This is a genomic window from Rhizobium sp. LjRoot254, from assembly GCF_964254105.1.
GTDB lineage: Bacteria > Pseudomonadota > Alphaproteobacteria > Rhizobiales > Rhizobiaceae > Rhizobium_E.
The window spans coordinates 1,134,015-1,154,704 of the sequence record NZ_CAXUSM020000001.1; the positions used below are offsets into that span (position 1 = coordinate 1,134,015).

Genomic DNA, 20,690 nt, shown 5'->3' on the forward strand with positions numbered 1-20,690 from the left:
GCACGATGGACCTCGATTATCCCTGGTCCATCCTCGGCATCGCCCCGACCGGCGACGGCAAGGCGATCCGCCGCGCCTATGCGGCGAGGCTGAAGGTCACACGGCCGGACGAGGATGCCACCGGCTTCCAGGCACTGGTGGAGGCACGCGATCTTGCGCTGGATCGCAGCCGTTTCATGCCGCAGCGTGCCGACGTGGAGCAGCAGCTTCACGAGCAAACGACTGAGGCGGTCACGGCCCCTGCAGTGCCCGAGCGCTTGGCTCCCGACACGCCACCTGTGCTGGTCGAGGCGCACGCGGGGAACCCGGAGCTTCGCGAAACGCGCTCCGGCGGATCGGATGAGGACATCGGCTATGTGGATGCATCCGAATTGCCTCTGCCGAGTGGAATTGCGGAGGAGGAGCCCGAGCCTGATATCGAGGATCTCCTCGATGCGGTCGGCAAGTCTCATCCCTGGCGTGACCTCAAGGCGCAGTGGGTGGATGTCTTCGACGCTCTCGAACGTGCCAGGCTTGCCGATTATCCCGAGGCGATGTGGCGGGTTGTCAACAAGTTCTCCGCGGATCTTGCCCGTGCGGTCGGCGAACTGCCCGACATCTCTAACTGGGAGGTCGATCCCAGCATCGACGGCAAGCGATTTCTCGGCTCCTATCGCGACATTCTCGCGGATTTCGAGTCCCGCTTCGATTTTCTGCGTCACGACACCGTGCTGTTCGACTATCTCGATGACGCGGATGCGCACGAATTCATCAAGGCGTTGACCTTGGCGGTCGGGCGTGCCCGCATCGAGAAGCCGTTGAATTTGCGTGAGATCAACGTCGAGACCGTCAATTCCGCTTATGTGCAGGCCGCCTGGGCGTGGGACGAGAAGATGCGCGCCTATTATCAGGCCGCGCGTGAGAAGGACAGCTTTCCGAGGGCGTTCTCCTGGCTGGGATTGCTCTTCCCACTGCCTTTCGCTCTCTATTACCGTCTCTACGGGGGGGCCGCGCTTGTCGTCATCCTGTCGGCCGCGAATGACCTTGTTCACGTCATCTGGAAACGAGGCGGCGAGGTCGCGGTCGGGAAGCTGGCGCTGCCGGTCTACCTGATCGTTGCCTTTGCGTTCGCATTCAACTGGCGGCGGATCAGGCTGCATGCGCTGGGGCAGCAGGCAAGGAAGCTGACGGCGAAGGGCTTCGGTTCGAGCGAGATCGTGGAGAAGTTGCGTATCTGGGGGCAGCCGAGTCGCGCCGGTATCGCGGCCGGTGTGGCCGTGATGATCTTGATGGCTGCGGCGAGGGCGTATTTCCGGTGAGCGGGTATCCGTGGACAGTGCTTGGGATGGAGCCCTCGGATGATGAGCGGGCAATTCGACAGGCCTATGCGGCAAGGCTCAAGATTACGCGGCCGGATGAGGATGCTGCGGCGTTCCAGGAACTGCTCGAAGCGCGTGATCTGGCGCTGCGCTTGGGCAAACAAGGTCGTGTTCGTAGTTCAAGCAAGCGTCCGAAACCCAACGCGACATCGACCTCATCCGGCTCCCTCGACGTTAAGAGCGCCGAGAAGGATGGGGCGGTCGGATTGCGTGCAGGCGGCAAGCAAGTGACGTCGGATTCCGTAGTGCTCTTGACACCAGTGCCCGAGTTGGGGATCGACGGCGAGGAGAGGGCGGTCTCGATCGAAGCGCTCTTCCGAAATGTCGATCACGCCTCCACCGACGACGGCCTTAGCAGTAACTGGTTCACCGTTTTCGATGCCATCGAAGGATCCAGCTTCGAACAATATCGGCACCTGATGCGCGAAACGCTGAAACGCCTTCTGTCCGACCTCAGGCGCAGCGGCGCGTCGATTCCCGACCTTGCTACGTGGCAGATAAATCCGGCATCAAAAGTTGGCAGTCCGCTCGGCCGATATCATTCAATTCTGGGCGAATTCGAGCGCCGGTTTAATTTTCTTGAGAACGACAGGGTGTTGCTCGAATATCTCGGTCACGATGACCTTAGGGATATCGTGAACGCACTGACGCTTGCGAGCGGCCGAGATTCGGCTTTCGCTACACAGAAGTGGCCAGACGATCCGGATTTTCCATCCGAAGTGCTGGTACATATGGCATTTGGTCACGACAAGAGGATGTTGTCCTACTACGACGAATGTCGTCGTGAGGGGCACTATCAGATGAATTTCTCGCTCTTGGCGCTCGTGGCGCCGGTTATCTTCGCGATCCATCACCGGTTGAACATTTTCGCCTATGTAGCCGGGGGGTCGATGATAGGGTTCGTCGTCGCGCGCGCCTTGAGCGTCAATGGTGTGATACATCACCTCAGCCCGCTGCTGTTCATCTACTTGTATGGCATGGTCGCCATCGGTCTGGTTTTCACGTGGCGAAGGCTTCGACTGCTCCAGCTACGCAACCTGGCGGAAAACGCACGCCACCAAGGGCGCAGTTCGGCGTGGTTGCAAACCAATATCGCAGCATGGGGTCGACCTAACTGGAATTGGCTGACGCCTCCATTGGTGGTTGTCATATTGTTTGTATCCGTCATGTTCTTCGGGCAAATCTTTGAATCATTTCCGCTGGAGCCTCAATGACCCCCCAATTCCAATTCGCCATCGTCGGACGGGGCATGACCGGATCGGCTGCCGCCCGCCATCTGGCTGAGCAGGTGCCGGGCATGGCGCTGATCGGGCCTGATGAGCCGGAGGTCAAGGCGCCGCATCCCGGCGTCTTCGGCAGCCATTACGACGAGGGCCGCATTACCCGGACCATCGATCCCGACGAGAACTGGGCGCGGCTCGCCAATCGCTCGATCGCGCGCTATCGCGACATCGAGGCGCGGAGTGGCGTGACCTTCTTCGGTGAGAAAGGCTGCCTGGTGGCCGGCCTAACGACCGGTCGTGCCCAGGAACATATGGCCGATGTCAGGCAGAGTGCGGCCAAGCTAGGCGTCGCGACTGTCGATTTCGATGACGAGGGGTTGAGGGCGACATTTCCCTATTTCAATTTCCCCGCTGGTTCGGATGCGGTGTTCGAGGCCACGCATGCGGGCCATATCAGCGCCAGGAACCTCGTTGCCGCGCAAACCAAGTTGACGGAACTTGCCGGTGGTGCCGTGATCCGCGAGGAGGTCGCGGCGATCCATCAGCGCGACGGTCATGTCGAGATCGTCACGGTGGGCGGCGCCACGATGACGGCGGCAAAGGTGCTGGTCGCCACCGGCGGCTTCACCAACCGGCCGGGATTGCTGCCGGAACGGCTCGACCTGACCGTCTATGGCCGGACCGTCGCGTTCTTCGAGGTCGATGCGGAGGAGGCCGCGCGCCTCGCTGCCATGCCGGCGCTGATTTCCAAGCGCGAGGACGTGATGCTAGGCATCTATATGCTGCCGCCGATCCGCTATCCCGATGGCAGGTTCTATCTCAAGATCGGTGGCGATCCGGTCGATATTCCCTTGCTCGAGGAGAGCGACGTCCGTGCCTGGTTCCGGACCGAGGGCGATGCCGATACGCGTGGGCATCTCATCGCCAACATGAACGCGCTGGTGCCTGACCTGAAGGTCGCATCGATCCATACGAGCTCCTGCGTCACCTCCTATACCCCGACTGGATATCCGGCGATCGGCTGGACGTCGGCGCCATCGATTGCCGTCATGGCGGGCGGCTGCGGTGCTGCGGCCAAGAGTTCAGACGAGATCGGCAGGCTGGGCGCGGAATTGCTGCTCCATGGCCGCATCATCGACCAGGCCTATCGCGCGGATTTCACGCCGCAGTTCCTCTGATTGTTTATTTTGGCCGCCTCGGCTTCCCTTCCAGGTCAGGCTGCATTACATGAGCCCTGCCAGTTGGCTGGGCAGCCGCGCTTTGCAAATGCCGAAAGGCTGTGAGGTGAGGAAAGTCCGGGCTCCACGGAAATACGGCGCCGGATAACATCCGGCGGGGGCGACCCCAGGGAAAGTGCCACAGAAAATATTCCACCCGGTTTTCCGGGTAAGGGTGAAAAGGTGGGGTAAGAGCCCACCGCGGATCCGGCAACGGAAACGGCATGGCAAACCCCGCCGGGAGCAAGACCGAATAGGGATGACACGTGCGCGCAAGCGCCAGGGCCGTTTCCGGCCTCGTCATCCGGGTGGGTTGCGTGAGGCGGCGTGCGAGCGTCGTCCCAGATGAATGGCTGCCACGTTCCGGGCAACCGGAGCCATACAGAACCCGGCTTACAGGCCAACTGGCGATTTTCTTCCCTTGATATCAGCAATATTTCAGGCGTGTGGCCAAGTAGGGTGGCGCATGTCCGTGAACCTTTCGTTAAACTTAACAGCTTATGAATATTCCACAGGTCCGACCTGTGAATTGAGCTTTCTCCCATTGACGCCCAAAATTGCCCATGTTATCCCAAATACGTACTGTTCAAGGGCAATGTGAAGCCCGCTTCCCATCAGGTGAAAGCCAGTCAGATCGACTGGCCGGACCCCACGCAATCGCATGGGGAAGCGATAGGTATTTGGGTTTTTTCGAGTGCGTAGCGATCCCGTGTGTCGGGGTCGTCGTCACGGAAGCGGAAGTCTCGCGTTATGTCCCGGTTCCTGTCGAGCGCAACGAACAAGATCGATGCGAAGGGCCGGGTCTCGGTGCCTGCTTCCTTTCGCGCCGTTCTGGTCTCGCTGGGTGTCGAGGAGCTGTACTGCTTCCAGGACTTTCATTTTCCGGCGATCAATATCGGCGGCCCGGATTTGCTCATGCGTTTCGAGCGTCAGCTCGAAAATCTGGACCCGTTCTCGCTGGAGGCAAACAGGATCTCGCTGGTCGTTCACGGCGGCGGGGTCTTCATGCGGCTCGACCAGGAGGGGCGGTTATCGGTGACGGATTTCATCCGGAGCCATACGGGGATAGCCGGAGAAGTGACCTTCGCGGGACGGTCGGATTATTTTCAGTTGTGGCGGCCGGAAGATTTCTCGGCGGCTCAAATGGCGGCAAGAGAAGTGTTGAGGAAACGAGGCCTCAACCCTTCATAGTGCGGGGTAGCGGCGGTATGACGGATCATGGCAGCGAAAGCGATGCCATCGGCGGATCGATCCGGCATATTCCGGTAATGCTGGCCGAGGTGCTCGAGCACCTCGCGCCTGCACCCGGAAAGATCATCCTCGACGGCACTTTTGGGGCAGGCGGGTACACGCGGGGTATCCTCGAACAGGGCGCCGACGTCATTGCGCTCGACCGTGATCCGAACGCGATATCAGGCGGCCAGGCCATGGTCGCGGAATTCTCGCCCAGGCTTTCTCTTCATCACACGAATTTCGGCAGGCTCGACAGCTTCGCACCCGAGGGCGGGCTGGATGGCGTCGTGCTCGATATCGGCGTCTCCTCGATGCAGATCGACGAGGCCGAACGCGGCTTCTCCTTCCAGCGCAACGGGCCGCTCGACATGCGGATGTCGTCGGAGGGCGTGAGTGCCGCCGATGTCGTCAACCGCGCCCGTGTCAACGACCTGATCCGGATTTTCGGCCTGCTTGGCGAAGAGCGTCACGCCGGCCGCATCGCGCGTGCGATCGAAAAGCGCCGTGCCGACAGGAAGTTCGTCACCACGCGCGATCTGGTCAGCGTGATCGAGAAGGTCAACCCGCGCCGCGCCACCGACAAGATCCATCCGGCGACACGCGTCTTCCAGGCGCTGCGCGTCTATGTGAACAACGAACTCGGCGAACTGGTCGATGCGCTGTTTGCCGCCGAGCGCTCGCTCAAGCCGGGCGGGCGGCTTGTCGTCGTCGCCTTTCATTCGCTGGAAGACCGGATCGTCAAGCGCTTCTTCGCCGACCGCTCCGGCCGCGCCTCTGGCTCTCGGTATCTGCCTGAAGTGAGCCAGGCTCCCCAGATATTCGAGCTTGTCACCCGCCAGGCGGTCTCCGCGACAGAGGCGGAAGCGGAGCTCAATCCGCGCGCCCGTTCCGCCAAGCTGCGCGCGGGCATCCGCACGACAGCCAAACCCGGCAAGGCGGACCAGACGATATTCGACCTGCCTCAACTGGCTGATATTGAAAGAATGGGTGGCTGAATGCTGCGTACGCTCGACATCATCCTGATCGTCATCATGACCGCGGTCGCTGCGGTCACCTACACGATCAAGCATCAGGCGGAGCTGAAGCTCGAAGAGGTCAGGAAGCTCGAGGCTGAGATCAAGCTGGAGCGCGACACGATCGACCTGCTTAGGGCCGACTGGGCGCTGCTCACCCAGCCGTCGCGGCTGCAGAAGCTGATCACCTCCTATCAGGGCGAGTTGCAACTGGTGCCGACCGAATCGACCCAACTCACCCAGGCGTCGGAGTTGCCGATGCTGAAGGCCGATCTGCCGGTCTTCGATCCAGCCGACAAGGACAAGGACGGCAAGGTGTCCGAGAAGGAGGCCAAGGCCTATGCCAAGAAGATCGTTGCCGACACTGATGATGTTGCCGACAAGATCAAGACTGGATCGGTGAAACCAGAATGAGCTTTCTCTCTCGCATCATGGTCTTGAAGAGCAAGGCCCATTTCAACACCGGCGCCGGCGGGCGGCTTCCGGGCGCGCCCGATCCGATGATCTTCGAGGGCACACGCAAGGCCACGGGCGGCCAGGCGCGCAATCGCATCGCCATCATGATCGGCGCGTTTACGGTCGTTTACTGCATCATTGGCGGTCGGCTGGTGCAATATGGCATGACGGCGCCGCAGACCGTCGCCTCCATCATGCGGGCGGATAACACCGTCGCCTCGCGGCCGGATATTCTCGACCGCAACGGCGAGATCCTGGCGACCGATGTCAGGACTGTCTCGCTGTTTGCCGAACCGCACAAGATCGTCGATCCGGACGAAGCCGTCGAACTGCTCTCGACCGTGCTGCCGGATATCGACACCAAGGATATCTACCGCAAGCTGACGCATAAATCGCATTTCCAGTGGCTGCGCCGTCAGCTGACGCCGAAGCAGCAGAGCGAAATCCTGGCGCTCGGCATTCCCGGCATCGGCTTCCGCCCGGCCAAGCGTCGCTTCTATCCCAGCGGCCCTGTCGCCGCGCATCTCGTCGGCTATGTCAATATCGACAATCGCGGCGTCGCCGGCATGGAGCGCTATCTCGACATGCAGGGGCTCGCCGATCTGGCCGAACTCGGCATGACGACGGCGAACGCCAAGCTCGAGCCGGTGAAGCTCTCCGTCGATCTGCGGGTCCAGAACATCGTGCACGACGTGCTGGTGACCGGCATGACCAGCTACAAGGCGATCGGCGCCGGTGCTGTGGTGCTCGATGCCAATACCGGCGAAGTGCTGGCGCTTGGCTCGATGCCGGATTTCGACCCCAACAATCCCGCCGACACGATCGACCGCGCGACCAAGAGCGACATGAACCGGGTATCGGGCGGCCTGTTCGAAATGGGCTCGACCTTCAAGGCCTTCACCAGCGCCATGGCGCTCGATTCCGGCAAGGTGTCGATGAACGATACATTCGATGCCCGCCGGCCGCTCTATATCGGCGGCTTCACCATCCACGATTTCCACGCCACGCGGCGTGTTCTCTCGGTCACCGACGTGTTCGTCCATTCCTCCAATATCGGCTCGGCGAAGATGGCCGATGTCGTCGGCATCGAGGGACACAAGGAATTCCTGACCCGGCTCGGCCTGCTGACCCGGCTCGACACCGAGTTGCCTGAAGTCGCCTCGCCCTCACAGCCCAAGGTGTGGAAGAAGATCACCTCGATGACCGTCGCCTTCGGCCACGGCGTATCGACAACGCCATTGCAGACAGCGATGGCGGCCGCGGCATTGATGAATGGCGGCAAGCTTATCCAGCCGTCCTTCCTGCCGCGCACCGTGGAAGAGGCCGACGAAAACGCCGTCATGGTGCTCAAGCCCCAGACCGTCGAGAACATGCGCACGCTGTTCCGCGCCAATGTCGTCGATGGTTCGGGCCGCCGCGCCGACACGCCCGGCCTGCTGGTTGGCGGCAAGACCGGCACCGCCGAAAAGGTGGTGCATGGCCGCTACTCGAACTCCGTGCGTTTCAACGCTTTCCTGGCCGCTTTTCCGATCAACGATCCGAAATACGTCGTGATGGTGGTCATCGACGAGCCAAAGGTCGCGCATCCTGGTTGCGGTGTGACGGCAGGCTGCAATGCCGGCCTCATGGCCGGCGAGATCATTCGCCGCTCGGCGGCCCTGCTCGGCATCAAGCCACGCTTCGGAGCGGACGGAACTGCCTTGCTTGAGTCTTATTGACAGGTAAAAACGAAATCCTGATTCGAACAGGACGAGGGGCAAGGCGCGTATGAAGCTCGGGGACGTGATGGGCGGCGCTTATGCCGGGGTCGCAACGCAGGCTGAAGGCGTCGAGATTTCAGGTATTTCCTCGGACAGCCGTTCGGTGAAGCCGGGCGATCTTTTCTTTGCGCTCGCCGGTATCAAGGCGGATGGCGCGGCCTATGCGCAGGATGCGATGGCGCGAGGTGCAGCCGCCGTCGTGACAGGTCTATCCACAGCTATGTCTGATGCGGCTGTTCCCGTCCTGAAAGTCGACGATCCGCGTCGGCTGCTTGCGATATCCGCTGCGAATCTTTTCAAAGCACAGCCCAGGACGATGGTCGCGGTGACCGGCACGGCCGGCAAGACGTCCGTAGCATCTTTCGTCCGGCAGATATGGGCGCAGGCCGGGCTCGCGGCAGCGCAGATCGGCACGACAGGCGTTATCGCGCCCGACCGCAACGATTACGGTTCGCTGACGACGCCTGATCCGGTGACGCTGCACCGACTGCTGGCCGACCTCGCCAATGAAGGCGTCAGCCATGCCGCGATGGAAGCGTCCAGCCACGGCCTCGACCAGCGCCGCCTCGATGGCGTCAAGCTCGCCGCCGGCGCCTTCACCAATCTCGGCCGCGACCACATGGATTACCATCCGACGGTCGAACATTATTTCCAGAGCAAGATGCGGCTGTTCGATACGCTGCTGCCGAACGGTGCGCCGGCGATCATCTATTCGGACGACGAATGGTCAGGCAAGGCGATCACGGCGGCGAAATCCGCGAGCCTCGACGTCTGCAGCGTGGGCCGCAAGGGTGATTTCCTGTCGCTCAAGCGCGTCGAGCATTTCCGCGACAAGCAGGTCGCCGAGATCCATCATGGCGGCGAGATTTTCGAGGTCCATCTGCCGCTGGCCGGTGATTTCCAGATTGCCAATGCCATCGTCTCGGCAGGCCTCGCCATCGTCACCGGCGTGCCAGCGGCGAAGGCACTGCAGGCCTTGCATCATATACACGGCGCGCCGGGCCGGCTGGAACTGGTGGGCCATACGAAAGATGGCGCGCTCTGCTATGTCGATTATGCCCACAAGCCGGATGCGCTGGAAAAGGTGCTGACTTCCGTCCGCCCCTTCACCACGGGCCGTGTGGTCGTGGTGTTCGGCTGTGGCGGCGATCGCGACAAGGGCAAGCGCCCCATTATGGGCGAGGTCGCGACGCGGCTTGCCGATGTGACGATTGTCACGGACGACAATCCGAGGAGCGAGGTCCCAACGCAGATCCGTTCCGAGATCATCGCCGCAGCCAAGGGTGCGATCGAGATCGGTGACCGCGCCGATGCCATCCGCCAGGCTGTACATATGCTTGGTGCGGGAGACACGTTGATCGTCGCGGGCAAGGGCCATGAAGAGGGCCAGATCATCGGCGACAAGGTCCTGCCATTCTCCGACCATGAGGAAATCAGGAAGGCGCTTGCGGCATGACGGAGTATCTCTGGAAAACGGTCGATATGATCGCGGCCATGGCCGGCCGCCCCATCGGCTCGATGCCGCAAGGTATCACGGGCATTTCCATAGACAGCCGCGACCTCAAGGGCGGTGAAGCGTTCTTCGCGATCAAGGGCGACCGTGTCGACGGGCACGACTTCGCCAATGTGGCGGCCGCCAATGGTGCAGCGCTATTGGTGGTTTCCGAGGCCAAGCTGCCGGCGCTCGGCCGGATCACCACGCCGTTGATCGTCGTCGCCGATGTGCTCGATGCGATGGAGAAGCTCGGCCATGCCGCGCGGCAGCGGACGAGCGCCAAGATCATCGCGGTTACGGGCTCGGTCGGCAAGACCACGACCAAGGAGATGCTGCGCCAGGTTCTGTCGGCATGCGGCGGCGTGCATTACTCCCCCGCGTCCTTCAACAATCATTGGGGCGTGCCGCTGACATTGTCGCGGCTGCCGGAGAATGCCGATTTCGGCGTCTTCGAGATCGGCATGAACCATCCCGACGAGATCCGGCCGCTGGTCAGGATGGTCGAGCCGCATATCGCCATCGTCACCACGATCGCCGCCGCCCATCTCGGCAATTTCCGCAATATCGAGGAAATCGCCGCTGCGAAGGCCGAGATATTCGAGGGCGTCGTGGCGGATGGCCATGTGCTGCTCAACCGCGACAACAGCCAGTTCGATTATCTCGAAACCGTCGCAGCGGCCTGCCGCATCGCCAATATCCATTCCTTCGGCGTCAGCGCCAAGGCCGATTTCCGGCTGGTCGATTATCAATCCGAGGGCGACAGCGCGACATTCTGGGCCGTGATCGGCGGTCGCACCGTCGAGGTTAGCCTCAAGGCACCGGGCAAGCACATCGCGGAGAATGCGGTGGCGGTGCTGGCCGCGAGCTATCTCGCCGGCGCTGATCTCGACACGGTCGTTGCGGCCTTCAGCGATGTTGCTGCCGCCAAGGGGCGCGGCCAGCGCATTCATCTCAGAGCGCCGGGCGGGACCTTCACGCTGATCGACGAAAGCTATAACGCCAATCCGGCCTCCATGCGTGCGGCAATCGCGCTTCTGGAGGCGGCGCGGCCGGGCGAGGGCGGGCGCAGGATCGCCGTCCTCGGCGACATGCTGGAGATGGGCGAGCATTCCGCCGAAGTCCATGCCGGGCTCGCGGCACCCCTGCAGGCAGCAGGGATCACCGACATCTGGCTCGCGGGCACCGATATGGCCTATTTGCGCGATGCGCTTGGCGAGGCCCCTCAGACAGTGTATCGCCAGAACACGGACGAGCTTGCGGCCTACATACTCGAGAATATCAGGCCGGGCGACGTGCTGATGGTCAAGTCTTCGAAGGGAACGGGCTTCGGCCGGATCGTCTCGGCGCTGACGACGAATTTTCCGGCTGCTGGCGCGGCCTAACGGGACTTTAGGGGACGATTGATGTTTTTGTGGCTGGTGGAATTCTCGGATCATCTGCAGATCTTCAATCTGTTCCGGTACATCACCTTCCGGGCCGGTGCCGCCCTTTTCACCTCCGCCCTCATCGTCTTCTTCTTCGGCCCGCGTATGATCGACTCGCTCAGGGTCCGGCAGGGCAAGGGCCAGCCGATCCGTGCCGATGGCCCCCAGACGCATCTCAAGAAAGCGGGCACGCCGACGATGGGCGGGCTGATGATCCTCGTCGCGGTGGTGATTTCGTCGCTGCTCTGGGCCGATCTCGGCAATGTCTACGTCGTCTCCTGCCTTCTGGTGATGCTCGGCTTCGGCCTGATCGGCTTTTATGACGATTATCTCAAGGTGACCAAGCAGACCACGGCCGGGTTTGGGGGTAAATGGCGACTGCTCGTGGAAGCCGTGATCGCAGCCGTTGCGGTCTATTTCATGATGAGAACGGCAATGGCTGCCGGCCAGCCGGGCTCGACAATCGGCACTTCCGTCGCCTTTCCGTTCTTCAAGGACCTGTTGCTCAATCTCGGCTATTTCTTCGTGATTTTCGGCGCTTTCGTCATCGTGGCGGCTGGCAATGCCGTGAACTTCACCGATGGACTGGATGGCCTCGCCATCGTGCCCGTAATGATCGCATCCGCGTCGTTTGGCGTGATCGCCTATCTCGCCGGCAACGCCGTGTTTTCGAATTACCTGCAGATCAATTTCGTGCCCGGTACAGGCGAGTTGACGGTGATCGTCGCGACGGTGATCGGGGCAGGCCTCGGCTTCCTGTGGTTCAACGCGCCACCCGCCGCCATCTTCATGGGCGATACGGGTTCGCTCTCGCTCGGCGGCCTGATCGGTTCGGTCGCGGTTGCCACCAAGCATGAGATCGTCATGGCGATCATCGGCGGCGTCTTCGTGATGGAGACACTTTCGGTCATCATCCAGGTCGGCAGCTTCAAGCTCACGGGAAAACGCGTCTTCCTGATGGCGCCGATCCACCACCATTTCGAAAAGAAGGGCTGGACCGAAAGCCAGGTCGTGATCCGCTTCTGGATCATTTCCGTCATCCTCGCCCTGATTGGCCTCGCCACGCTCAAGATCCGGTGAGGCTGCCATGATTGTTACGTCCTTCAAGGGGAAAAAGGTCGCGTTGTTCGGCCTGGGTGGTTCAGGACTCGCGACAGCTGAGGCTCTTGCTGCAGGCGACGCCGACGTCACCGCCTGGGACGACAATCCGGATTCGGTGCAGAAAGCCGCAGACAAGGGCATCGGCACGGCCGATCTCCATCATGCCGACTGGTCGGCATTCCAGGCCTTCGTTCTCTCGCCCGGCGTGCCGCTGACCCATCCGAAGCCGCATTGGACGGTTGATCTGGCCCATGCCGCGGGCGTCGAGATCATCGGCGATGTCGAACTGTTCTGCCGCGAGCGCCGGGCGCTGGCGCCCGATTGCCCATTCATTGCGATCACCGGCACCAACGGCAAATCGACGACAACGGCGCTGATCGCCCATATCCTGAAATCCGCTGGTCGCGATACGCAGCTCGGCGGCAATATCGGCACGGCGGTGCTGACGCTCGATCCGCCGGCCAAGGATCGCTTCTACGTCGTCGAATGTTCGTCCTACCAGATCGATCTCGCGCCGACGATCAACCCCACCGCCGGCATCCTGCTCAATCTCACGCCCGACCATCTCGATCGCCACGGCACGATGCAGCACTATGCCGATGTCAAGGAGCGGCTGGTTGCCGGCTCTGACACGGCCATTGTCGGCGACGGCGACAGCTATTGCAGCCTGATCGCCGACCGGTTGGAACATGCAGGCGTCAACGTGACCCGCATCTCGCGCCGGCATGTGCTGGCGAACGGGCTCTTTGCCGACGGCCAGAAGATATTCCAGGCAGTTGCCGGCAAGGGTGAACTGGTCGCTGACCTTGACGGAATCCAGACCCTGCGCGGCTCGCACAACGCCCAGAATGCGTCCGCGGCCATCGCGGCCTGCCTCGCCGTTGGCGTCACCGCAGAGGAAATCCGCGCAGGGCTCAAATCCTTTCCCGGTCTCAAGCACCGCATGCAGCCCGTTGGCAAGCGCGGCTCGGTGACCTTCGTCAACGACTCCAAGGCGACGAACGCGGAAGCCGCGGCACCGGCGCTCTCCTCCTACGATCGCATCTACTGGATCGCCGGTGGACTGCCCAAGGAGGGCGGCATCGCGTCGCTCAAGCCGCTCTACAACCGCATCGCCAAGGCCTATCTGATCGGCGAGGCGGCTCCGCAATTCGCTGCCACCCTCGGCACCGATGTCGAATACGAAATTTCCGGCATGCTGGAAAATGCCGTCCTGCACGCGTCCAGGGATGCAGAGAAGGACGATCGCGCAGGGGCGGTGGTGATGCTGTCGCCAGCCTGCGCGAGCTTTGACCAGTTCAAGAATTTCGAAGTACGCGGCGATCATTTCGTTGCACTCGTCGCCAAGCTCGACGGCGTCACAATGCTGGTGTGACGGCGGCAAGCCTGCCTCATGCTTGGCCCGGTAGTGTCTTGATTCCGGCTGGAAAATCGCGTCGCGGCGGACGTGGTTAACAGCAAATTAAGAGGTTGCCTGCATCATGGCAAAAAAGAGGATTTGCGTATGGTAAGCAGAGCGGAAAGGGGGCCACTGGCGGAGTGGTTCTGGACGATCGACCGGTATTTCCTGGCGGTTTTCGTTCTTCTTATCGGCACCGGCTTCATGCTGTCCTTCGCGGCTTCGCCTGCTGTCGCCGAGCGAATCGGCCTCGATAGCTTCCACTTCGTCGAGCGGCATGCGCTGTTCCTGCTGCCGTCGATCATCGTGATGGTCGGCCTCTCCTTTCTCTCTCCGCGCCAGGTGCGCCGTGCGGCGATGATCATGCTCGTGGTTTCACTGGCGATGATGGTTCTGGTTCTCTTCATCGGCATGGAAGTGAAGGGTTCGCGGCGCTGGATCACCATTTCGTTCCTCTCGATCCAGCCTTCGGAATTCATGAAGCCAGCGTTCGTCGTGGTCTGCGCCTGGCTGTTTGCCGAACATCAACGCCAGCCGGATATTCCCGGCAATCTCTTTGCCATGATTCTGTTCGTCATCGTCGCGGCCCTGCTGGTCGCCGAGCCGGACCTTGGCCAGACGATCCTGACGACTGCCGTCTGGGGCTCGATGTTCTTCATGGCCGGCATGCCGTGGATCTGGATCGTGCTGATGGCGGGTGGTGCGGCAGGCGGTCTGTTCTTTGCCTATGGCTTTTTCCCGCATGTCGCATTGCGCATCAATCAATTCCTGACCGGCGAGGGCAATACCTACCAGGTCGATACCGCCCATGAGGCGATCGTGCGCGGAAGCTGGTTCGGTTCCGGCCCGGGAGAGGGCATCGTCAAGCGTATCCTGCCCGACAGCCACACGGACTTCGTCTTCTCGGTCGCGGCCGAGGAGTTCGGCGTGATCTTCTGCATGGCGCTGCTCGGCCTATACATTTTCGTCGTCATGCGCGGCCTGTCGCACGCTTTTCGCGACCGCAGCCACTTCACCCGCTTTGCCGTTGCGGGCCTCGTATTGCAGATCGGCTTCCAGTCGATCATCAATATTGGTGTGAATTTGCAGCTTTTGCCGGCAAAAGGCATGACTTTGCCGCTGATTTCCTATGGCGGTTCGTCGCAGATTGCCATATGTGTCACGGCCGGATTCATACTGGCATTGACACGGCACAGGCCGGAAAAGCGCGCCCAGGAGCGCAGCTTCTTCCGCACCGGCTACGGTGCTCCGGCCGCGGAGTGATTGAATGGAAAAGGGCTTGATTGTCCTCGCCGCCGGTGGAACCGGCGGCCATCTGTTTCCGGCCGAAGCGCTGGGACATGAACTGAAAGCCCGGGGCTACGCGGTCCATCTGGTGACCGACAGCCGCGCCGAGCGCTTTGCGGGCAAATTTCCCGCCGACGAGATTCACGTCATTCCCTCAGCCACCATCGGATCGAAGAACCCGATTGCGCTGGCGAAATCGCTGCTGACGCTGTGGCGCGGCATGCGCATGGCGCGCAAGCTTTTCAGCCGGCTGAAGCCGAAGGCCGTGATCGGCTTTGGCGGTTACCCGACCGTACCGCCGCTTCTCGCCGCGACGGGCATGAAGATACCATCGCTGATCCACGAACAGAACGCAGTCATGGGCCGCGCCAACAAGCTCATGGCCTCGCGCGTGCAAGCCATCGCCGGCGGCTTCCTGCCCGAAGGATCGGGAACGCATTCTGGCAAGACGGTGGTAACGGGCAATCCGGTTCGACCGGATGTCGTCGCCGCTGCCGAGAAATCCTACACGGCATCGGGCGAGAACGATCCGTTCAACCTCGTTGTCTTCGGCGGCAGCCAGGGCGCGCAGTTCTTCTCCAGCGCCATTCCGTCGGCCATCTGCCTGCTTGAGGACCAATACCGCAAGCGGCTCCGGGTCACGCAGCAGGCGCGGACCGAGGACCAGGACGCGGTCAATGCGAGCTATGACAAGCTGGGTCTGGCCGCCGATGTCTCGCCTTTCTTCGGCGACATGCCGCGGCGCATCGCCGACGCCAATCTGGTGATCAGCCGCTCGGGCGCATCGACCGTTTCCGAACTTGCCGTGATCGGCCGCCCGTCGATTCTCGTTCCCTATCCCTATGCGCTCGATCACGATCAGGCTGCCAATGCTGCCGCATTGCAGGCCGAAGGCGGTGCCAAGGTCATCGCGCAATCGCATCTCTCACCGGAAAAGCTGGCCAATATCCTTCGTCATTCCATGGACGAGCCGGCTAAGCTCGCAGACACCGCTCGGGCCGCAAAGGCGACGGGCAAGCCGGATGCCGCCCGCCGCCTCGCCGATCTGGTCGAGGCGATTGCGGCTGGCAAGCCGGTGTCCGAATTCAAAGAGGTAGCAGCATGAAAATGCCCAGGAGCATCGGGCTCGTCCATTTCATCGGCATCGGCGGTATCGGCATGAGCGGCATCGCCGAAGTGCTGCATAATCTCGGCCACAAGGTGCAGGGCTCCGACCAGGCTGACAGCGCCAATGTGCAGCGCCTGCGCGCCAAGGGCATCGAGGTCCATGTTGGTCACAAGGCCGAAAATCTCGGCGAGGCCGAAGTCGTCGTCGTATCCACTGCGATCAAGAAGACCAATCCGGAACTTATCGCCGCGCGCGAAAAGCTGCTGCCGGTGGTGCGCCGCGCCGAAATGCTTGCCGAACTGATGCGCTTCCGCAATGCCATCGCCATCGGCGGTACGCATGGCAAGACGACGACGACCTCTCTGGTCGGCACGCTGCTCGAGGCCGGCGGGCTCGACCCGACCGTGATCAATGGCGGCATCATCAACGCCTATGGCACCAATGCCCGCATGGGCGAGGGCGAGTGGATGGTGGTCGAGGCCGACGAATCCGACGGCACCTTCCTCAAGCTGCCGGCCGAAATCGCGGTGATCACCAATATCGATCCCGAGCATCTCGATCACTACGGCACGTTCGACAATGCCCGCGCCGCCTTCCGGCAGTTCGTCGAGAACGTCCCCTTCTACGGCTTCGGCGTGATGTGCCTCGACCATCCCGAAGTGCAGGCCATGGTCTCCAAGATCGAGGATCGCAAGGTCATCACCTATGGCGAGAACCCGCAGGCCGACGTCCGCTTCAAGAACGTCCGCTTCGAAGGCCCGGTCTCGATCTTCGACGTGGAAATCCGTCGCCGCCGCACGGGCGAGGTCATTCATCTGGACGAACTCCGCATGCCGATGCCGGGACGCCACAACGTCGCCAACGCTACGGCGGCTATCGCGGTGGCGCAGCGGCTCGGTATTTCGCCGGAGGACATCAAGAAGGGTCTCGCAGGTTTTGCCGGCGTCAAGCGCCGCTTCACCAACACCGGCGAATGGAACGGCGTGCAGATATTCGACGATTACGGCCATCATCCTGTCGAGATCAAGGCTGTCCTCAAGGCCGCGCGCGATAGCTGCGGCGATGGCCGCATCGTCGCCATCCACCAGCCGCATCGCTACACCCGCGTCGCCAGCCTGTTCGAGGAATTTGCCTCCTGCTTCAACGATGCCGACACGGTATTCATCGCGCCGATCTATTCGGCCGGCGAAGATCCGATCGAGGGCGTCACATCCGAGGAACTGGTCTCGCGCATCAAGTCCGGCGGCCATCGCGACGTGCGGTTCCTGGCCACCCCCGATGCGCTGCCGCCCTTTGTCGCCGCCATTGCGCAACCGGGCGATTATGTGGTTCTCTTGGGCGCAGGAAACATCACGAATTGGGCTGCGGCGCTGCCGAAGGATCTGGCTGCGCTGTCAGGAAAAAAACAATGAAACAGGTCGATGGAGCAGCGCTGCTCGCCGAGCTCGGCGACAGCATGAAGGATATCAGAGGCAGGTTGACGCCGGATGCGCCGATGGATCGTGTGACATGGTTCCGCGCCGGTGGACTTGCAGAGCTGATGTTCCAGCCGCATGACGTCGACGATCTCGCGGCCTTCCTCAAAGTGTTGCCGGAAGACGTGCCGCTGACGGTAATCGGCGTCGGCTCGAACCTCCTGGTCCGAGATGGCGGCATCAGGGGTGTGGTCTTACGTCTTTCCGCCAAGGGGTTCGGCGATGTCGAACTTGCGGGCGAGAACCGCATCCGCGCCGGCGCCATCTGCCCGGACAAGAACATTGCTGCCATGGCGCTCGATCACGGCATCGGCGGCTTTGCCTTCTATTACGGCATCCCCGGCTCGATCGGTGGCGCACTGAAGATGAATGCCGGTGCCAATGGTACCGAGACGAGGGAGCGCGTCGTTTCAGTCGAGGCGGTCGATCGCAAGGGCAATCGCGTCACGCTTTCGAATGCCCAGATGAAATACAGCTACCGCAAATCAGTGGTGCCTGAGGGCCTGATCTTCACTCATGGCATCTTCCAAGGCTATGCCGACGACAAGGCCAAGATTCGTACCGAGATGGACGCCGTGCGACATCACCGCGAAACCGTGCAGCCGGTGAAGGAAAAGACCGGCGGCTCGACCTTCAAGAACCCGCCCGACCACTCCGCCTGGAAGCTCATCGACGAGGCCGGCTGCCGTGGCCTGCAGATCGGTGGCGCCCAGATGTCGCCGCTCCATTGCAATTTCATGATCAATATTGGCCACGCCACCGGCTACGATCTCGAAAGCCTCGGCGAAACGGTGCGGCGCCGCGTGTTCGAGCATTCCGGCATTTTGCTTGAATGGGAAATCAAGCGCATCGGCCAGTTCATCCAGGGTGCGGAAGTAGCACGTTTTGCTTCCTGATACGAGATTTTCGGCCGATCGCTCGGATTGTCTGTTTTCGCTGAAATACGTTCTTAAGATTTAGTGGGCCATTATATGCGCGGACTCGAAAGCGCTAACCATGGTTGCCCAAATCAAGAACTGGATCATCAGGAGAATTGCGGTCGGCGCATTCTCAAAGCGTCGTGATGTGCTGCGCTTTGCGCTGACGCGCTCATTCTGGACGACGATTGCCGCAGTCGGCCTGAACTTCGGCGTCTACCAGCTGTTCGGGCGTCTCGGATTTCTCAACGTCACTCTTCCGCCGGATCCTTGGGCCGACACGGTTGTCACAGCCTTCGTGGCAGGGCCGATCTGTTTTCTCGCCTATTATCTCATCGGCAAGGCGATCCGCGATCTCTCCGTATCACGCGACGCGTTCGAACGGCTTTCAAGGACCGATCCGCTCACGGGATTGATGAACCGGCGTGCCTTCGTCGACGTCATCTCGGCGCTGAACGCCCCCTACGTCGTGGCGATCCTCGATATCGACCGGTTCAAGGTGATCAACGATACCTATGGCCATGCAGCAGGCGATGCCGTGCTGGTCGAAGTCGCCAGGGAGTTGCGGCGTGTGCTTGGCCGCGACGCCGCCGTCGCGCGGCTCGGCGGAGAGGAATTCGGCGTCATTCTTCGCGACCGCGCAAAGGACGAAACCATCGCCGTCATGGATCTGGTCCGCGCTGCGCTCGCCACCCGCACATTCGATGTGGATGGCTCCGAAATATCGGTGACCTTCTCTGCCGGTGTATCTCGGGGAGACGGCAAAACCGGATATTCGATCCTGCTTACCCATGCGGACAAGGCGCTTTACCTTGCCAAGGCATCGGGCAGGAACCGTGTCGTTCACAGCGACGATATTCTGGCTTTCGTTTCCAGCGCGGATAGTGATGCCGGGAAAATTGCTGTCTAATTCGTCCGGCCGCCAATTCGTTGTTTCAATGCTCGAATGCCGTCAGGATCGGGCAGGGGCCTTCATGTGTATGGCTGCAATGATGGGCGAGCCGTTTCAACGACGTCCGCGCGGCTTCCAGTTCGGCGATCTTCATGTCGAGCGCGGTGATCCGTTCGTTGGCGATCTCCAGTGCCCGGGCGCGGTCGTCGGTCGCGTCGAGCGTGATCAGTTCGGAAATCTCTTCCAGTGTGAAGCCTGCCGCCTGCGCCGAACGGATGAAGCGGAGTTTTCGCACATCTTCGTCGCCGTAGCGGCGCACGCCGCCGCGTAGGCCATATGTATTGGCGCGCTCAGGCGTGTCGAGCAACCCCCGGCGCTGGTAATATCTGATCGTTTCCACACCCACGCCGCCCTCGCGCGCAAGCCCTGCGATTGTCGTCGATTTCATCCCTTGACTCCGTACTATGGTACGGAACCTATATGAGGCGTATCCGGTAAGGACACAATAGGGAATCAATGAAATGGCCAAACAGGCTACGCTCTATCGCATGGTCATGGAGACGCATACATGCCCATGGGGGCTCAAATCCAAGTATTTGCTCGAGAGCCAGGGCTACGAAGTCGATGACCATTGGCTGAAGACACGCGAGGAGACCGACGCGTTCAAGGCCGAACATGACGTTAAGACCACACCGCAGACCTTCATCGATGGCAAGCGGATCGGCGGTTACGACGATCTCCGCCGTCATTTCGGCAAGCCGGTCGCTGATCCCAACGCGACGACCTACAAGCCGGTGATCGCCGTCTTCGCGATGACGGCGCTGATGGCGCTGGCCGCGAGCTATGCCGCCTATGGCGATGCACTGACGATCCGTGCGGCGGAATGGTTCATCGCATTTTCGATGTGCGTGCTCGCGATCCTCAAGCTGCAGAACATCGAGACCTTCTCGACCATGTTCCTGAACTACGATCTGCTCGCCAAGCGTTGGGTGCCCTATGGCTATGTTTACCCCTTCGCTGAGGCTTTCGCCGGCATATTGATGGTGGCGGGCGCACTGGTCTGGCTTTCGGTTCCCGTCGCGCTGTTCATCGGAACGATCGGTGCGGTCTCGGTGTTCAAGGCCGTCTATATCGACCGGCGCGAACTGAAATGCGCCTGTGTCGGCGGCGGCAGCAATGTGCCCCTCGGTTTTGTATCACTAACGGAGAATGTGATGATGGTTCTGATGGCGATCTGGATGATCCTGATGACGACGGGCACCATTACCGTTGCCCAGGAAATGGATATGCCCGGCCACGACATGTCTGGCACGGAAATGAGCGCTCCGGCTG

At 61.4% G+C, this 20,690-nt stretch carries 17 protein-coding genes, 1 other RNA gene and 1 pseudogene; 18 read left to right on the forward strand and 1 reads right to left on the reverse strand.

Annotated elements, in window-relative coordinates; translation table 11 throughout:
* Window positions 1-5 precede the first annotated feature (5 nt).
* The 17 genes from ACSQ26_RS05605 to ACSQ26_RS05685 all read left to right on the forward strand — a co-directional run bounded on the left by ACSQ26_RS05605 (window position 6) and on the right by ACSQ26_RS05685 (window position 19,376).
* Complete coding sequence (locus tag ACSQ26_RS05605) at window positions 6-1,298, forward strand: hypothetical protein (RefSeq protein WP_436007093.1); 1,293 nt, start codon at window positions 6-8, stop codon at window positions 1,296-1,298.
* Window positions 1,299-1,324: 26 nt separating this feature from the next.
* The gene (locus ACSQ26_RS05610) at window positions 1,325-2,572 is read left to right on the forward strand and encodes a hypothetical protein (RefSeq protein ID WP_436007095.1); all 1,248 of its coding nucleotides are present in this window, start codon (window positions 1,325-1,327) and stop codon (window positions 2,570-2,572) included.
* Complete coding sequence (locus ACSQ26_RS05615; protein ID WP_436007097.1) at window positions 2,569-3,759, forward strand: NAD(P)/FAD-dependent oxidoreductase; 1,191 nt, start codon at window positions 2,569-2,571, stop codon at window positions 3,757-3,759. Before ACSQ26_RS05610 ends, ACSQ26_RS05615 begins: the two co-directional genes overlap by 4 nt.
* A 59-nt stretch (window positions 3,760-3,818) precedes the next feature.
* Window positions 3,819-4,210, forward strand: an RNA gene (rnpB, locus tag ACSQ26_RS05620) — RNase P RNA component class A.
* A 338-nt stretch (window positions 4,211-4,548) separates the two neighbouring features.
* The gene (mraZ, locus tag ACSQ26_RS05625; RefSeq protein WP_436007099.1) at window positions 4,549-4,989 is read left to right on the forward strand and encodes a division/cell wall cluster transcriptional repressor MraZ; all 441 of its coding nucleotides are present in this window, start codon (window positions 4,549-4,551) and stop codon (window positions 4,987-4,989) included.
* 17 nt (window positions 4,990-5,006) lie between these two features.
* Window positions 5,007-6,026 (forward strand): 16S rRNA (cytosine(1402)-N(4))-methyltransferase RsmH, encoded by a 1,020-nt coding sequence (rsmH, locus tag ACSQ26_RS05630; protein WP_436007101.1) that lies wholly within the window; start codon window positions 5,007-5,009, stop codon window positions 6,024-6,026.
* Window positions 6,027-6,458, forward strand: coding sequence for a cell division protein FtsL (gene ftsL / locus ACSQ26_RS05635; protein WP_436007103.1), 432 nt, complete (start codon window positions 6,027-6,029; stop codon window positions 6,456-6,458).
* Window positions 6,455-8,218 (forward strand): peptidoglycan D,D-transpeptidase FtsI family protein, encoded by a 1,764-nt coding sequence (locus ACSQ26_RS05640; RefSeq protein WP_436007105.1) that lies wholly within the window; start codon window positions 6,455-6,457, stop codon window positions 8,216-8,218. The genes ftsL and ACSQ26_RS05640 overlap by 4 nt, the downstream gene beginning before the upstream one ends.
* 49 nt (window positions 8,219-8,267) lie before the next feature.
* Window positions 8,268-9,716: a UDP-N-acetylmuramoyl-L-alanyl-D-glutamate--2,6-diaminopimelate ligase gene (locus ACSQ26_RS05645; protein WP_436007107.1), complete on the forward strand. Its 1,449-nt coding sequence runs from the start codon at window positions 8,268-8,270 to the stop codon at window positions 9,714-9,716.
* Window positions 9,713-11,137, forward strand: a complete 1,425-nt coding sequence (locus ACSQ26_RS05650) for a UDP-N-acetylmuramoylalanyl-D-glutamyl-2,6-diaminopimelate--D-alanyl-D-alanine ligase (RefSeq protein WP_436007109.1) — start codon at window positions 9,713-9,715, stop codon at window positions 11,135-11,137. Before ACSQ26_RS05645 ends, ACSQ26_RS05650 begins: the two co-directional genes overlap by 4 nt.
* Before the next feature lie 21 nt (window positions 11,138-11,158).
* Entirely contained in the window at window positions 11,159-12,259 is a 1,101-nt protein-coding gene (mraY, locus tag ACSQ26_RS05655) for a phospho-N-acetylmuramoyl-pentapeptide-transferase (RefSeq protein ID WP_436007111.1), read from the forward strand.
* A 7-nt stretch (window positions 12,260-12,266) separates the two neighbouring features.
* Window positions 12,267-13,655: a UDP-N-acetylmuramoyl-L-alanine--D-glutamate ligase gene (murD, locus tag ACSQ26_RS05660; RefSeq protein ID WP_436007113.1), complete on the forward strand. Its 1,389-nt coding sequence runs from the start codon at window positions 12,267-12,269 to the stop codon at window positions 13,653-13,655.
* A 129-nt stretch (window positions 13,656-13,784) separates the two neighbouring features.
* Window positions 13,785-14,942, forward strand: a complete 1,158-nt coding sequence (gene ftsW / locus ACSQ26_RS05665) for a putative lipid II flippase FtsW (protein ID WP_436007115.1) — start codon at window positions 13,785-13,787, stop codon at window positions 14,940-14,942.
* Window positions 14,943-14,946: 4 nt separating this feature from the next.
* Window positions 14,947-16,071, forward strand: coding sequence for an undecaprenyldiphospho-muramoylpentapeptide beta-N-acetylglucosaminyltransferase (murG, locus tag ACSQ26_RS05670; protein WP_436007117.1), 1,125 nt, complete (start codon window positions 14,947-14,949; stop codon window positions 16,069-16,071).
* Window positions 16,068-17,486 carry a UDP-N-acetylmuramate--L-alanine ligase gene (gene murC, locus ACSQ26_RS05675; RefSeq protein WP_436007119.1) on the forward strand — a complete coding sequence of 473 codons (1,419 nt, stop codon included), beginning with the start codon at window positions 16,068-16,070 and terminating at the stop codon, window positions 17,484-17,486. The genes murG and murC overlap by 4 nt, the downstream gene beginning before the upstream one ends.
* Complete coding sequence (murB, locus tag ACSQ26_RS05680; protein WP_436007121.1) at window positions 17,483-18,445, forward strand: UDP-N-acetylmuramate dehydrogenase; 963 nt, start codon at window positions 17,483-17,485, stop codon at window positions 18,443-18,445. Before murC ends, murB begins: the two co-directional genes overlap by 4 nt.
* A gap of 100 nt (window positions 18,446-18,545) precedes the next feature.
* A complete protein-coding gene (locus ACSQ26_RS05685) occupies window positions 18,546-19,376 on the forward strand; it encodes a GGDEF domain-containing protein (RefSeq protein WP_436007123.1) in 831 nt (276 codons plus the stop codon).
* Between the two features lie 25 nt (window positions 19,377-19,401).
* Here ACSQ26_RS05685 and ACSQ26_RS05690 read toward each other — a convergent pair whose 3' ends face one another.
* On the reverse strand, window positions 19,402-19,806 hold the full coding sequence (locus ACSQ26_RS05690; protein ID WP_436007125.1) for a MerR family transcriptional regulator: 405 nt from the start codon (window positions 19,804-19,806) through the stop codon (window positions 19,402-19,404).
* A 73-nt stretch (window positions 19,807-19,879) separates the two neighbouring features.
* Here ACSQ26_RS05690 and ACSQ26_RS05695 point away from each other — a divergent pair.
* Window positions 19,880-20,623, forward strand: a pseudogene (locus ACSQ26_RS05695) (MauE/DoxX family redox-associated membrane protein); the annotation flags it as partial.
* Between the last annotated feature and the right edge of the window lie 67 nt (window positions 20,624-20,690).

What these genes read in the sequence shown, in the direction of transcription:
- ACSQ26_RS05640 (WP_436007105.1), top strand. Translation starts at nt 6,455, where the DNA reads ATGAGCTTTCTCTCTCGCATCATGGTCTTGAAGAGCAAGGCCCATTTC.
- mraY (WP_436007111.1), top strand. Translation starts at nt 11,159, where the DNA reads ATGTTTTTGTGGCTGGTGGAATTCTCGGATCATCTGCAGATCTTCAAT.
- murD (WP_436007113.1), top strand. Translation starts at nt 12,267, where the DNA reads ATGATTGTTACGTCCTTCAAGGGGAAAAAGGTCGCGTTGTTCGGCCTG.
- rsmH (WP_436007101.1), top strand. Translation starts at nt 5,007, where the DNA reads ATGACGGATCATGGCAGCGAAAGCGATGCCATCGGCGGATCGATCCGG.
- ACSQ26_RS05685 (WP_436007123.1), top strand. Translation starts at nt 18,546, where the DNA reads ATGGTTGCCCAAATCAAGAACTGGATCATCAGGAGAATTGCGGTCGGC.
- ACSQ26_RS05645 (WP_436007107.1), top strand. Translation starts at nt 8,268, where the DNA reads ATGAAGCTCGGGGACGTGATGGGCGGCGCTTATGCCGGGGTCGCAACG.
- murB (WP_436007121.1), top strand. Translation starts at nt 17,483, where the DNA reads ATGAAACAGGTCGATGGAGCAGCGCTGCTCGCCGAGCTCGGCGACAGC.
- ftsW (WP_436007115.1), top strand. Translation starts at nt 13,785, where the DNA reads ATGGTAAGCAGAGCGGAAAGGGGGCCACTGGCGGAGTGGTTCTGGACG.
- ACSQ26_RS05610 (WP_436007095.1), top strand. Translation starts at nt 1,325, where the DNA reads ATGGAGCCCTCGGATGATGAGCGGGCAATTCGACAGGCCTATGCGGCA.
- ftsL (WP_436007103.1), top strand. Translation starts at nt 6,027, where the DNA reads ATGCTGCGTACGCTCGACATCATCCTGATCGTCATCATGACCGCGGTC.
- ACSQ26_RS05615 (WP_436007097.1), top strand. Translation starts at nt 2,569, where the DNA reads ATGACCCCCCAATTCCAATTCGCCATCGTCGGACGGGGCATGACCGGA.
- ACSQ26_RS05650 (WP_436007109.1), top strand. Translation starts at nt 9,713, where the DNA reads ATGACGGAGTATCTCTGGAAAACGGTCGATATGATCGCGGCCATGGCC.
- murC (WP_436007119.1), top strand. Translation starts at nt 16,068, where the DNA reads ATGAAAATGCCCAGGAGCATCGGGCTCGTCCATTTCATCGGCATCGGC.
- ACSQ26_RS05605 (WP_436007093.1), top strand. Translation starts at nt 6, where the DNA reads ATGGACCTCGATTATCCCTGGTCCATCCTCGGCATCGCCCCGACCGGC.
- mraZ (WP_436007099.1), top strand. Translation starts at nt 4,549, where the DNA reads ATGTCCCGGTTCCTGTCGAGCGCAACGAACAAGATCGATGCGAAGGGC.
- ACSQ26_RS05690 (WP_436007125.1), bottom strand. Translation starts at nt 19,806, where the DNA reads ATGAAATCGACGACAATCGCAGGGCTTGCGCGCGAGGGCGGCGTGGGT.
- murG (WP_436007117.1), top strand. Translation starts at nt 14,947, where the DNA reads ATGGAAAAGGGCTTGATTGTCCTCGCCGCCGGTGGAACCGGCGGCCAT.